This window comes from Afipia sp. MLSD5-FHT05B12, assembly GCF_058793355.1.
Map to the genome: position 1 here is coordinate 1 of NZ_JBXAFS010000002.1, position 12,975 is coordinate 12,975.

Here is a 12,975-nt window from a genome sequence, read left to right on the forward strand (position 1 = left end):
TGCTTGCCCTGAGGCCCTTCCGCGCCGCGCGCACCCAGCGCGCCGGCCTTGCCTGACGGTCCGGCTTCGCCGCGCTTGCCCTGCGGTCCCGCTTTACCCGGCATGCCCGGCTTGCCGCGCGGACCTTCCGGCCCGGGCCGGCCCGGATGTCCTTGCGGTCCCGGCTTTCCGGGTTTGCCCTGCGGGCCTTGCGGTCCGCTCCGAGGTTGCCGTGAGGTCGCGTCGTTCGCCACGTCTGCACTCCAAATGATTTGCTCCGCCGTCCTTCTAGCAGCGTTTTCATGACTGCCATAATTCAGCGGAAGGACGCAGCCTTTGAAATCGGCGGCGCTAGCCGTCTCCGCCTGCGGCAATAGTGGCTTGCGCGGTCTCGTGCGCGGATGCGCGGGATCTGGTCCATGCGTCATGACCCAGCATCCCGGCGGCCATCGCGGCGACGAAGGCGATCACCGGAAGACCGAGACCGGCGAGGTTCACCAGCGCCGGGCCGGGGCAAAGACCGACCAGACCCCAGCCGATCCCGAACAGCACAGCGCCCATCACCAGCGGCGCGTCGATGTCCTTGCGCGTCGGCCAGAGATTTTGCGTAGCGAAGACAGGTCCGCTGCGCCGCTTTGCCAGCGCGAAGCCAATGCTTGAGACCGCGACGGCGCCGGCCATCACGAAAGCCAGTGTCGCGTCCCACGCGCCGAACAGATCGAGGAAGCCGAGCACTTTTCCCGTGTCGGTCATGCCGGAGATCAGAAGGCCCGCGCCGAAAATGAGTCCGCAGGCAAAGCTTACGAGAAAAAGCGGCATGGTCAGCCTCCGATCATGTGGCGCGCGATGGCGACGGTGATAATCGCCGCGATCATGAAAACGGCGGTGGCAACCAGCGAACGCGCGGACAACCGTGCGGTGCCGCAGACGCCATGCCCCGACGTGCAGCCGCCGCCCATGCGGCTGCCGAAGCCGACCAGCAGACCGGCGATGACGATCACAATCAGGCTCGCGGGCATGGCGGGCGAGGGCAGTGCCGCGCCGGTGAAGAATGACGCGAGCAGCGGCGCTGCGATCAGACCCGCGATGAAGGCGAGCCGCCAGCCGCGATCGCCCATCACGGGTGAAAGAATCCCACCGAGGATTCCGCTGATCCCTGCAATGCGCCCCGTCAGCAGCATCAGCATCGCAGCGGCAAGCCCGATCAGCGCGCCGCCGATGAGTCCGGAGAGTGGTGTGAGGTTATGCATGGTCGCTCCATCGCGGCGTGCCGCATCGCCTTCAAGTCTACCATGACGCGCGATTGCGCGCCGTCATCTTCTTGATCGGCAATCACAGGAAGTCAGTCCTGGAAGCTGAACGGAATGCGCGGGTCGCCGAGCGGCAGGCGGGCCTTGTCCGGATCGCGGGGATCGTAAACCCTGGTCGGCATGTTGATGAACGTCGCGTTTTCGCCGAGATTTTGTACCGCGTGGACGACCAAGGGCGGAATACGCAGCAGGCCCGGCCGCTCCGTGCCGAGGCTCAGAACCGAAAGCTTGTTGAAGGTCGGGCTGTCCTGCCGGATGTCATACAGCACGATTCGGAACCGGCCACGTGTAAAAGCCAGCCGGTCGAATTGATGGCGATGATACACCCAGCCGCGGAGTGATCCGGCTTTCGCTTCCACTTCATAGACATGCACAATCGGCTCGATCGGGCCGTCGCGTGTGGTGAGGAGTTCGGTCAGCGCGCCGCGATTATCTCCATGCGCGACCAGCGGCGTCACGGTGACGCCGTCGATCTGATCGGCGACAGGCGTTGCGGCAGGAGCCTGCGCCGCCGCAACCGGCTTGTCCTGCACGAAATCGTCCGGGGTGAGAGCGTGGCCGGGGGTGGTATTGTTTGAGGTGGTCATAGGAGTGTCGCCTGATGTGAAGGCGGACGTATACACCAAATTCGTGGCGCTTAAGAAGCAGGGCAGAATACGGGTGGGGCGTGAGGTAACCCCGGATTGCGCTTTGCTCCATCCGGGCTACGCTCGCTAATTCGGAACTAAAGGGTAGAAACAGCACCGCCCTTTAGTTGTCTAATCACGCGCGTCAAAGCGCCCTGTATAGGGCGCGGTGAGTTCGTTGCGCCAAATCTCGCCGCTTATGGCTTACTTGAGTTACGGATCATGGACATGATCCCGTCCAGATGTTGCGTTGCCATGAACCGAGCAGTTTCCCGCAGTTGCGTATTAAATTCATCGTTCGCATTCCCCTTTCCGGGGCCACTTATATTGAGTGTGTCATCAATGTAAGCGGTAACGCTTTTCAAAATATTCTCGCGGTCACCAGCAGAAATAATCATAAATAGCGTCTGAAGCGCCGCAGAGGCCAAAAGGCTGGCGGCGAGCGTTTCCCCTCGCGCCACTGCGATATTTTTTTCAAGTGCATTCATCTGAACTGCCTCACAACACCTTGTTGCTTTCCTTCACCGCGTCCGCTTCGACATAGACCTGCCCGCCCATCTTGACGAACTTCTCGCTCATTTGCGCCATGCCGTCCTCGATCACGCCGGAGATCGACATGCCGACGCCTTTCGGATCGTTCAGCGTCGCCGCGTAGTCGCGCACGTCCTGCGTGATCTTCATCGAGCAGAACTTCGGGCCGCACATCGAGCAGAAATGCGCGACCTTGTGCGCTTCCTTCGGCAGCGTCTCATCATGATAGCTGCGCGCGGTGTCCGGATCGAGGCCGAGGTTGAACTGGTCTTCCCAGCGGAAATCGAAGCGCGCGCGGCTCAGCGCATCGTCGCGCAGTTGCGCCGCCGGATGGCCCTTGGCCAGATCGGAGGCATGCGCCGCGATCTTGTAGGTGATGACGCCGACCTTGACGTCGTCGCGGTTCGGCAGGCCGAGATGCTCCTTCGGCGTGACATAGCAGAGCATCGCGCAGCCGAACCAGCCGATCATCGCCGCGCCGATGCCCGAAGTGATGTGATCGTAACCCGGCGCGATGTCCGTGGTCAGCGGCCCGAGGGTGTAGAACGGCGCTTCGCCGCACTCCTTGAGCTGCTTGTCCATGTTGATCTTGATCTTGTGCATCGGCACATGGCCGGGGCCCTCGATCATCACCTGACAGCCCTTGTCCCACGCGATCTTCGTCAACTCTCCGAGCGTTTCGAGTTCGGCGAACTGCGCGCGGTCGTTGGCGTCGGCGATCGAGCCGGGACGCAGGCCATCGCCCAGCGAGAACGACACGTCATACTTGCGCATCAGATCGCAGATCTCGTCGAAGTGGGTGTAGAGGAAACTCTCCTTGTGATGCGCGAGGCACCACTTCGCCATGATTGAGCCGCCGCGCGAAACGATGCCGGTGACGCGGTTGGCGGTGAGGTGGATGTACGGCAGGCGCACGCCGGCATGGATGGTGAAGTAGTCGACGCCCTGTTCGCACTGTTCGATCAGCGTGTCCTTGTAAAGCTCCCAGGTCAGCTTGACCGGATCGCCGTCGCACTTCTCCAGCGCCTGATAGATCGGTACGGTGCCGATCGGGATCGGCGCGTTGCGCAATATCCATTCGCGCGTGGTGTGGATGTTGCGGCCGGTGGAAAGGTCCATCACGGTGTCGGCGCCCCAGCGGATCGCCCACACCATCTTGTCGACTTCTTCCTCGACCGACGACGTCACCGCCGAGTTGCCGATGTTGGCATTGATCTTGGTCAGGAAGTTGCGGCCGATGATCATCGGCTCCAGTTCGGCGTGGTTGATGTTGCAGGGAATGATCGCGCGGCCGCGGGCGATCTCGCTGCGCACGAATTCCGGGGTGATGAACGCGGGCACTTCGGCGCCGAACGACTCGCCGTCGGCAAGTGCCGCTTCCGCGCACTCCAACTGCTGCTTGCGCCCGAGATTCTCGCGCGCCGCGACGTAGATCATCTCCTTGGTGATGATGCCCTTGCGTGCGAATTCAAGCTGGGTGATCGGCGCATCACTGAGCCCGCGGATCGGCTTGTGGTGCGCCTTGAAAGCGGCAGCGGCATGGGATGCGCCGACATTGCCATTGTCCTCGGCCTTGATCTCGCGGCCTTCGTATTCCTCGATGCCGCCGCGCTCCTTCACCCACGCGATGCGCGAGCGGGAAAGACCCGCATTGACGTCGATGATGACGTTCGGATCGGTGTAGGGACCGGAGGTGTCGTACACCGGCAGATTGGGTTCGCCTGCGCCTTCCGACAGGATGATTTCACGCAGAGGGACCTTGAGATCGGGGGCCTCATCGGGCGTCACGTAAATCTTGCGCGACGACGTCAGGCCGCCGGTGGTCACCGCGGGTTTCAGGTCGGCGGTTGCGATGGGCTTGTTCATGGCGTTTCTCCCGTTCGGAGGTGAGTTTGTTCAGCGAAAAAATCCAAAAAAGCAAAACAGCAAGCCCATCGCGGCCCAGATCGCTCCGGCGACGACCGGCATAAAAGACTGCTTCATCATCATGCGGCCGCGCTCAACGACGAGTTGCGGCACGATCAGGCGGAACGCTCCGCCGATCGCGGTCAGCCAGCCAAACACCGTGATCAGTCCGCGCCAGTCGGCGATCCAGACATTGTGCGTGACGATGATCGCGACGCCCGCCAGCATGGCGAGCATGCCGCTGACGAACATCAGGGCGCGGTTTGCCATGAAGTCTTCCGCGATGCTGCGGAACGCACGGCCATTGACAAGCACGGCGATGCCAACCGCGAGCATCACCGGGCCAATCAGCCTTGCGATAAGGATCGACGTCTGCATCGCCGCTCTCCTATGCTGCCTCTGAATAATCCGCCAGCCAGGCGCGCACGCGCGCATCCGGATCGGCGTTCTGGGTCACATCGCTGACGACGGCGATGGAATTCGCGCCGGCGGCAAAAATCATTTCAGCCTGTTCGAGCTTGATGCCGCCGATGGCGACCAGCGGGATGTCGCCGATCAGCAGCTTCCAGGCGGTGATGCGCTCGACGCCCTGCGGCGCGAAACGCATTTTCTTCAGCGTCGTCTCGTAGATCGGGCCGAGGGCGATGTAGTCGGGCTTGTAGGCGAGCGCATTGTCCAGCTCGGTTTCATCATGCGTCGAAAGACCGAGCGTCAGCCCGGCGCGGCGGATGGCGTGAACATCGGCGGTGTCGAGGTCTTCCTGGCCGAGATGCAGATGCTGCGCGCCGGCGTCGATGGCCGCGCGCCAGTAATCATTGACCACGAGTTTGGTCGGCGTGCCTTTGGTGACGGCGAGGGCCTCGCGGACAATGGCGAGCGCCGCGGCGTCATCGAGATTCTTCGCGCGTAACTGAATGGTGCCGGCGCCAAGTTTGGTCAGCCGCGCGACCCAAGCTACGCTGTCGACCACGGGATAAAAGCGATCAGGATACGGCATGCCAGAATGGTGTCCCAACGACAGGGGTTGAAGGAGAGGCGAAATCGCGCGCGCCCATTAATCCAGATTCATATCCGGCGCGGCCTGCTTCCACGGCGAGGCGGAAGGCGTTGCCCATGGCGACCGGATTGTCGGCCTTGGCGATGGCGGTATTGAGCAGCACGGCATCAAAGCCAAGCTCAAGGGCCTCGGCGGCGTGCGATGGCGCGCCAATACCCGCATCGATCACGAGCGTGATGTCCGGCAGGCGGGCGCGCAGCAGCTTCAGCGCATCGCGGTTGGTGATGCCACGCGCGCTGCCGATCGGCGAGGCCCACGGCATCACCACCTTGCAGCCGGCATCGACGAGCCGCTGCGCGACACTCAGATCCTCGGTGCAATAGGGGAACACCTCGAAGCCGTCCTTGATCAGGATGGCGGCGGCTTCAACGAGGCCGACCACGTCAGGTTGCAGCGTCTCGTCGTCGGCGATCACTTCCAGCTTGATCCACGGCGTGTTGAACAGTTCGCGCGCCAGCTTCGCGGTGGTCACCGCCTCACGCACCGACTTGCAGCCGGCGGTGTTGGGCAGCACCGTGACTTTCAGTTCGCGGATCAGTGACCAGAACTGATCGCCGGTCTTGCCGCCTGCGGTTTCGCGGCGCACGGAGACCGTGACGATCTGGCTACCGCTTGCGCGGATCGCGTCCTGCATGATTTTCGGCGAAGGATACAGCGCGCTGCCGATCAAAAGGCGCGAGGAGAATTCCTTGCTGTAAAATTTCAGCATGATGTTTTCCTCGCGTAGCTCCCTCCCCCCTTGCGGGGGAGGGTTGGGGAGGGGGGTGAGCCGCAAGGACGGTGTTTGTGGTGCCCCCACCCCCGCTCCCTCCCCGCAAGGGGGAGGGGAGCAGATGGAGCGGTGTATCGCTGGGACGACCAGTAGAGAGACTTCATTTTACCCTCCCTGCCGTGGCGTGAGGATTTCCACCGCGTCGTTGTCGTTCAGCGGCGTCTCGGCCCAGCGCGCGCGCGGCACCACGTCGTAGTTCACCGCGACCGCCAGATGGGTGCCTTCGTAGTCGAGTTCGGCCAGAAGAGCATCGACGTGCGTGGCTTTGGTCTCGACGCGTTCGCCGTTGACGATCAGGAACATTGCATCACCTCGTTGTCGATGGCGCCGCGCTCGACATAGGCCAGAGTCAGTTCCGCAAGGGCCGGCGCCAGCAGGAAGCCGTGGCGATAGAGCCCGTTGACGGAGATGCGTGTGCTGTCGATGGCAATGCGCGGCAGGTTGTCGGGGAAGGCGGGGCGCAGGCCCGCGCCGAATTCGAGAATGCGTGCTTCGCCGAACGCCGGATGCACCGCATAGGCGGCGCTCAGCAATTCGAGCGCCGATCGCACGCTGACGCCGGTATCCTCGCTCTCGATGGAGGTGGCGCCGAGCATGAAGCGGTTCCCGTCACGCGGGATCACATAAAGCGTCCAGCGCGGATGGAGGAAGCGGATCGGGCGCGACAGCTGCACATCGGGTGTTTCGATCACGATCATCTCGCCCTTGACGCCGCGCAGGTCGGGATGTTTGTCGCGTGCGCCGAGACCACGGCAATCGATCACGATGCCGGATGTGATCTTGTCGGGATCGCAATCGCTCTCGAATTTGATCGTTGCGCCAGCCTCGGTGAGTTTCGCATGCAGTTTCGGCAATACGGTGCGCGGCTCGACGTGACCTTCGCCGGGAAAGAACAGTGCCTCGCGAAAACGCCCGTCGAGAGACGGTTCAAGCCTGGCGATGCCATCGGCATCGAGGCGGTCGTGGTCGGTCGTCAGCCTTGCGAAGCGCTCGAAATCGGCGCGGTCGCGCGGATGCGCCACCACCAGCGAACCATTGAACGGCGTCTCGGGAAGCTGTTCACGCCACAAATCGAGCGAGCGGATGCCGAGGCGGGTGATGACCGGCTCGGAGCCTTCGCGTTCGCACCACGGCGCCAGCATGCCGCCGGCCCAGTGGCTGGTTGCCTGCATCATCGCCGCGTCGCTGCGCTCGTGCAGCGTGACGTCGTAACCCGCGCGCGCGAACAGCAGTGCCTGCCAAGAGCCGGCAATGCCCGCACCGATAATATTGATGGAAGATTCCCCTCGCGGAGATTTGGCTTTCTGTAGCATCCCTGTCCCTTCGCCGGCATGACCCGGATCAGGTTCAAAGGGTCACCGCGCATCATGCGGTATCTCAGCTCCACGCCGGAGCCCCCCTCGGAACATCAATACGATAGCCCCGATGATCCGGGGTTTCAATGGCCTGACCCGCGATGTGGCATGGCTTTTCCGCATTGTGGAAACGCGTTTCCGTATTTCGCATCGCAAAGGCAGCGCAGAACAAAGCAGGTAAGGGTTCGTTGACCTTGCCGCGACGCGATTCGAGAGCATTTCGCGCCGATTTCCGGGGGGAGACCGGGGCTGAGTTTACCCGGAATTATGCCGCCGGTGGTTAGGTCGCGGAAACAGGTTCCGCGATTCAGGATTATTGATGAGTATCGCCGGTCTCGATCACATCGGGCACAAGCCGGGCACGGCCGAGAGAATCCTCGGCCAGGTGCCGGCATGGCTGTGGTTCGGCGCCGTGCTGTTCCTGCTGATGGTGATCGGCGGCAACCGGTCGCTTCAGGATGCCGACACCTATTGGCAGATCGTTGTCGGTCAATCGATCATCGATCATCGCGCGTTGCCTCATACCGATATCTACTCGTTCACGAAATTTGGCACACCCTGGATATCATCGTCGTGGCTGGCGCAGGTTCTTTATGCGGCATCGTATGCAGTGGCCGGCTGGGCAGGACCGGTGATCCTTGCCGCGCTTGGAACGGCGGCGGCATTCGCGTTGCTGGTCCATATCCTGTGCCGGTATTTCTCGGCGGTGCATGCGGTCATCGTGGCGATGGCCGCGGTTCTGGTGTCCGCGCATCATTTCGTCGCACGCCCGCATTTGCTGGTGCTGCCGGTGATGGTGGCGTGGGTTTACGGTCTGGTGAACGCCGGCGATGCGCGCCGGGCGCCGTCGTTCTGGATGCTGCCGCTCATTACGTTGTGGGCGAATCTGCATGGCGGCTTCGTACTCGGGCTCGCGCTGATCGCGCCGTTTGCTTTCGATGCATTGTGGAATGCGGATGCATCGCAGCGCGTCTCGGTGGCGCTGCGGTGGGCGGCGTTCGGCGTCTGTGCGCTGGTTGCAAGCTGGATCACGCCCTACGGCTGGAATTCGCTGCTGGCCGCGCGCCAGATTCTTGATCTCGGTGCGGCGATGCCGCTGATCGCCGAATGGCAGCCTGCCGATTTCAGCAGCCTCGGCGTGTTCGAGATTTGCCTGCTGACGGCGCTGGCCCTGGTGCTCTGGCGCGGCATTGTGCTGTCACCGCCGCGCATCCTGCTGGTACTCGGCCTGCTGCACATGGCGCTGTCGCATAACCGCAATATCGAAGTGTTCGCGCTGCTGACGCCATTGGTGGTAGCTGGTCCGCTTGCCGCGCAGCTTGGGAGGTCCAAGCGTGCTGCTCTGTGGACGGGAAGCGTGGCTGGTGTTGTCGGTGCGATCCTCGCTGTTGCTGTCGCTACAGCGGCCTTTGCCGCAAAACATACCTTTACACCGATGGTTGCACAGACACCGGCCGCCGCAGTCGATGTATTGAAGGCGCGCAAAGCGGCGCGGATTCTCCACAATGCCGGCTTCGGCGGCTATCTCATCACGCAGGGCATTCCGGCCTTCTTCGATGGGCGCGGCGAACTCTATGGCGCGCCGTTCCTCGTGAAGACGTTCGATGCGCTTGCGCTCCGGGATGTCGACGGATTTCTCGGCCTGCTCGACAGCTACAAGATCGATGCCACGCTGCTGACACCGGACACACCTGCGGCCGGACTTCTTGACCGGCTCGATGGCTGGCAGCGCATTTATACCGACGACATAGCTATCGTTCATGTTCGCAGGCCTGGCGCGGGGAATTCAACAATCAAACCGGAAGGCATTCGCCGATGAGCATTCAGGCGATCGACGCAGCACCGGCGCAACGATGCACGCTGCCACTGTGGGTCGGCCTCATCGTCTACGCCGTGCTGCTCAGTGCGGGTAACCGGCTGCTGATCGATCCCGATACATTCTGGCAGGTTGCGGTCGGGCAGTGGATGGTCGATCACCGCACAGTGCCGGTGACCGATGTATATTCGTTCACGATGCAAGGCCAGCCCTGGATGTCCACGCAGTGGCTGGCGCAGGTGATCTTCAGCCAGATCTATGGATGGTTCGGATGGGCTGGCCTCGTCGCGTTGACGGCTCTGTCGATCTCCGTGACATACATGCTGCTGACGCGCTTCCTGGTTCGCTACTTCGGCGACACGCCGGTGATGATCCTGCTTCCCGCATCGTTCCTCGTCGGACTCCCGCATTTCTACGCGCGGCCGCATGCTCTCGCGCTGCCGGTGATGGTGGCGTGGGTTGCGGCATTGTTGTCGGCAGCTGAACGCCGGCAAGCACCGCCATTCGTGCTGGTGCTGCTGATGACGCTGTGGTCGAACCTCCACGGCGGGTTCGTTCTCGGCCTGATGCTGATCGGCCCGATCGCGCTGGACGCGGTGCTGAACGTCGAAGCGCCGGCGCGGCAGCGGCTGTTATTGCGCTGGTTCGCGTTTGGTCTCGTTGCGCTGGCGGCGAGCTGCCTCACGCCCTACGGCTGGAATTCGCTGCTGGCGGCGCGCGCCATTCTCAATCTCGGCGAGGCGCTGACCCTGATCCGCGAATGGGCGCCGGCCGATTTCAGTTTCCTCGGCCCGCTGGAGGCTGGAGCACTACTGATTATCGTGCTTGCATTCCTCAAGGGTGTGAAGCTGCCGTTGATGCGCACGGTGCTGTTTGTCGGCCTGCTGTATATGGCGCTGGCGCACATCCGCAACGCAGACGTGTTTGCACTTCTCGGGCCGATGGTGGTTGCCGCGCCGCTCGCCGCACAGTTCGGCGGGCGCAGCGACGCCGGCCTGACCTTTCCGCAGCCCCATGGTTTCGCGACGGCGCTCACGGTGGTGCTGGTGCTCGGGATGACAGTGGCGGCGCTTGCCATGGGCCAGTATCGCCCGGCGGAAAACATGTCACCGGTCGCGGCGGTGCAGGCATTGAAGCAGCATCAGGCGAAGCGGGTGTTCAACGATTACGATTTCGGCGGTTACCTGATCTCGCGGGGTGTGGTGCCTTACATCGATGGCCGCACCGAACTGTACGGCGAGAAATTTGTGGTTGAGCACAGCGCGGCAAGAGGTTTGCGCAATCCGGCAAGCTTCTTCGACCTGCTGGAGCGGTACAGGATCGACGCGACGCTGCTGCGGCGGACGACACCGGGAGCCCAGTTGCTCGATCAGATCGATGGCTGGCGCAAGGTCTTCGCCGACGACGATGTCGTTGTTCACGTCCGCGATGTGAATGCGCGTCACACCGCAGAGCCCAACGTAAAACCGCCGGAAGGCACGGCGCGATGACGACGCAAACCAGCGGCGTTACGGCAAAGTGGCTGGTGGCGGGCGTGTGCATCTACGCGGGATTGCTCGCGCTGGGCAATCGCATGCTGGCCGATCCCGACACGTTCTGGCAGATCAGGGTTGGGCAGTGGATTCTCGATAACGCCGCCGTTCCGCGAACGGATATCTTTTCCTTCACGATGCACGGCCAGCCGTGGATATCGACGCAGTGGCTGGCTCAAACTTGTTACGCGCTCGCTTTCTCGGTCGCGGGCTGGGCCGGTCCGGTGGTGTTGACCGCGGTGTCGATCGCGGCGGCATTTGCGCTGCTCGCACGGTTTCTTGAACGGCGTTTGGATACTTTTATCGTCCTCGCTCTTCTGATGGCGGCGCTCGCTGTTGCCTCGCCGCACTTTCTGGTGCGGCCGCACGCGCTGGCCTTGCCGGTGATGGTGGCCTGGGTCGCGGGCCTGATCGCGGCGGCCGACCGTGGCGGCGCGCCATCGTTCTGGCTGCTGCCGCTCATGACCCTCTGGGCGAATCTTCACGGCAGTTTTGTCTTCGGCCTGGTGTTGATCGGGGCGATCGCGCTCGACGCTGTGATGAGGGTAGAGCGGCCGGCGCGCGCGCAGTTGCTGCTACGCTGGTTCGTGTTTGGACTGGTTGCGCTGGCGGCGAGCTGCATCACGCCCTATGGCTGGAATTCGCTGCTCGCGGCCCGCAACATTCTCAATCTCGGCGCGGCGCTGTCGATGATTACTGAATGGCGACCGGCCGACTTCACGCGCTTTGGCGCTTTCGAGGGTGTTCTGCTGCTTGGGCTGGGAGCGATCCTGTTCAAGGGGTTGAAGCTCCCGCTGATGCAGATCGTGCTGATGCTCGGGCTGCTTCACATGGCGCTGGCGAGCGCACGCAATGCGACCGTGCTGGCGCTGCTACTGCCGATCGTACTGGCTGCGCCCCTGGCAGCCCGCTTCGGACAGGTGGCGGTGGCGCCATCGAATTGCACGCGGTTGCGTCCGATACCTGCTTTGGTAGCACTGGTGCTCGTAATCGCCGGCACGGCGTTCGTTATTGTGCCGGGTCGATACGCGCCGCCGTCGGGCATCGCGCCCGCCGTTGCAGCATTGAAAGAGCGCGGCGTGTCGCGCGTGCTGAACGATTACGACCTTGGCGGCTACCTGATCTGGTCGGGAGTTCCGGTTGCGATCGACGGGCGGACCGAACTTTACGGCGAGCACTTCATGGTGGAGCTCGACCGTGCCATGATGCTGAAGAGTCCCGACGCATTGTTCGGCATGCTCAAGTCACATCGCATCGATGCGACGCTGCTGTGGCGGGGGACGCCGGCCGCGCAACTGCTCGATCATGTCGACGGCTGGCGCAAGGTCTTCGCCGACGACAATGTCGTGGCGCATGTGCGCGATCTGTCGGCGCGCCACTCAGCCGAGCCGGAAATAAAGCCGGCTTCGAACTGAAGCCGGCCTGTTCTCTTATCAGTGATGATGGCGATGCCGCCGCGCGCGGCGCGGAATCTCCTGCGCATTCGCGTCGAACAGCGTGATCGACGGTTCGGCCTGTGTCTGCATCTGCTGACGCGGCAGCAATCCCTGACGCTTCGCCGCATAGTAATAGCCGCCGGCGTAGTAGGCGACCGCACGGTTGTGGTTACCGCCCGCCGCCTGATACGCGCCGGCGAGATACTTCACGGCGTAGGTGAGATTGGTGTCGGGATCGAGCAAGCCCTGCGCAGAGCCGGTGTAGCCAAGCCCGCGCGCGGTCGCGAGCTTGATCTGCATCATGCCGTAGTTGCCCTTGCTGACGGCGCGCGGATTGTAGCGGCTCTCGCGCACGATCACGCGATGCACGAGTTCCGCGGGAACGCCGTTTGCGGCGGCGTGACTGGCGACCATCGACTCGTAGTTGGCGCGCTGGGCGCTGGCGGGATGAATCAGCATCATCGCCGCGGCTGCGGCGAGCAGGAATCGTTTCATGATGTAAATCCTCAGCGATGAATTTTGGGGGATGGGTTCAGCGCGGGCATCTGTGCCGGCGCGACGAGGGGCCCGGCTCAATGGCAACGGGCGCGAGCGGTTCCAATGCGGAGCAAATGTGGAGAGAAAGTGTCGTAAGAATTAACGCGGGAACTCGCGGA

The 12,975-nt window shown here is 62.9% G+C and carries 15 protein-coding genes and 1 riboswitch; of the genes, 3 read left to right on the top strand and 12 right to left on the bottom strand.

The annotated features are described in order from the left end of the window. The 11 genes from AC1Q6J_RS02340 to AC1Q6J_RS02390 form a co-directional block, all read right to left on the bottom strand. A partial coding sequence (locus AC1Q6J_RS02340) for a collagen-like triple helix repeat-containing protein (RefSeq protein WP_492277731.1) occupies positions 1–233 on the bottom strand: 233 nt, incomplete at its 3' end. A 97-nt stretch (positions 234–330) separates the two neighbouring features. Beyond that, positions 331–798 carry a DUF6691 family protein gene (locus AC1Q6J_RS02345; RefSeq protein ID WP_492277732.1) on the bottom strand — a complete coding sequence of 156 codons (468 nt, stop codon included), beginning with the start codon at positions 796–798 and terminating at the stop codon, positions 331–333. A 2-nt stretch (positions 799–800) separates the two neighbouring features. Then, entirely contained in the window at positions 801–1,283 is a 483-nt protein-coding gene (locus tag AC1Q6J_RS02350; RefSeq protein ID WP_492278143.1) for a YeeE/YedE family protein, read from the bottom strand. 38 nt (positions 1,284–1,321) lie between these two features. Then, on the bottom strand, positions 1,322–1,876 hold the full coding sequence (locus tag AC1Q6J_RS02355; RefSeq protein ID WP_492277733.1) for a dTDP-4-dehydrorhamnose 3,5-epimerase family protein: 555 nt from the start codon (positions 1,874–1,876) through the stop codon (positions 1,322–1,324). Positions 1,877–2,112: 236 nt separating this feature from the next. Further along, entirely contained in the window at positions 2,113–2,403 is a 291-nt protein-coding gene (locus tag AC1Q6J_RS02360; protein WP_492277734.1) for a hypothetical protein, read from the bottom strand. A gap of 10 nt (positions 2,404–2,413) precedes the next feature. Further along, a complete protein-coding gene (thiC, locus tag AC1Q6J_RS02365) occupies positions 2,414–4,312 on the bottom strand; it encodes a phosphomethylpyrimidine synthase ThiC (protein ID WP_492277735.1) in 1,899 nt (632 codons plus the stop codon). Between the two features lie 30 nt (positions 4,313–4,342). After that, positions 4,343–4,729: a hypothetical protein gene (locus tag AC1Q6J_RS02370; protein WP_492277736.1), complete on the bottom strand. Its 387-nt coding sequence runs from the start codon at positions 4,727–4,729 to the stop codon at positions 4,343–4,345. A 10-nt stretch (positions 4,730–4,739) separates the two neighbouring features. Then, positions 4,740–5,348: a thiamine phosphate synthase gene (locus tag AC1Q6J_RS02375; protein ID WP_492277737.1), complete on the bottom strand. Its 609-nt coding sequence runs from the start codon at positions 5,346–5,348 to the stop codon at positions 4,740–4,742. Beyond that, complete coding sequence (locus AC1Q6J_RS02380) at positions 5,335–6,117, bottom strand: thiazole synthase (protein WP_492277738.1); 783 nt, start codon at positions 6,115–6,117, stop codon at positions 5,335–5,337. Before AC1Q6J_RS02380 ends, AC1Q6J_RS02375 begins: the two co-directional genes overlap by 14 nt. 168 nt (positions 6,118–6,285) lie before the next feature. Then, positions 6,286–6,483: a sulfur carrier protein ThiS gene (gene thiS / locus AC1Q6J_RS02385; RefSeq protein WP_492277739.1), complete on the bottom strand. Its 198-nt coding sequence runs from the start codon at positions 6,481–6,483 to the stop codon at positions 6,286–6,288. Further along, positions 6,474–7,493, bottom strand: a complete 1,020-nt coding sequence (locus AC1Q6J_RS02390; RefSeq protein ID WP_492277740.1) for an FAD-dependent oxidoreductase — start codon at positions 7,491–7,493, stop codon at positions 6,474–6,476. The genes thiS and AC1Q6J_RS02390 overlap by 10 nt, the downstream gene beginning before the upstream one ends. Continuing rightward, a riboswitch (TPP riboswitch) is annotated at positions 7,482–7,591 on the bottom strand. It overlaps the preceding gene by 12 nt. A 263-nt stretch (positions 7,592–7,854) precedes the next feature. Here AC1Q6J_RS02390 and AC1Q6J_RS02395 point away from each other — a divergent pair. The 3 genes from AC1Q6J_RS02395 to AC1Q6J_RS02405 are packed head-to-tail and all read left to right on the top strand — an operon-like array spanning position 7,855 to position 12,298. Next, positions 7,855–9,354, top strand: coding sequence for a hypothetical protein (locus AC1Q6J_RS02395; protein ID WP_492277741.1), 1,500 nt, complete (start codon positions 7,855–7,857; stop codon positions 9,352–9,354). Next, on the top strand, positions 9,351–10,841 hold the full coding sequence (locus AC1Q6J_RS02400; protein ID WP_492277742.1) for a hypothetical protein: 1,491 nt from the start codon (positions 9,351–9,353) through the stop codon (positions 10,839–10,841). The genes AC1Q6J_RS02395 and AC1Q6J_RS02400 overlap by 4 nt, the downstream gene beginning before the upstream one ends. Further along, positions 10,838–12,298, top strand: a complete 1,461-nt coding sequence (locus tag AC1Q6J_RS02405) for a hypothetical protein (protein ID WP_492277743.1) — start codon at positions 10,838–10,840, stop codon at positions 12,296–12,298. Before AC1Q6J_RS02400 ends, AC1Q6J_RS02405 begins: the two co-directional genes overlap by 4 nt. A gap of 18 nt (positions 12,299–12,316) precedes the next feature. Here the strand turns inward: AC1Q6J_RS02405 and AC1Q6J_RS02410 are convergent, their stop codons facing one another. After that, positions 12,317–12,814 (bottom strand): transglycosylase SLT domain-containing protein, encoded by a 498-nt coding sequence (locus AC1Q6J_RS02410; RefSeq protein WP_492277744.1) that lies wholly within the window; start codon positions 12,812–12,814, stop codon positions 12,317–12,319. Positions 12,815–12,975 lie beyond the last annotated feature (161 nt).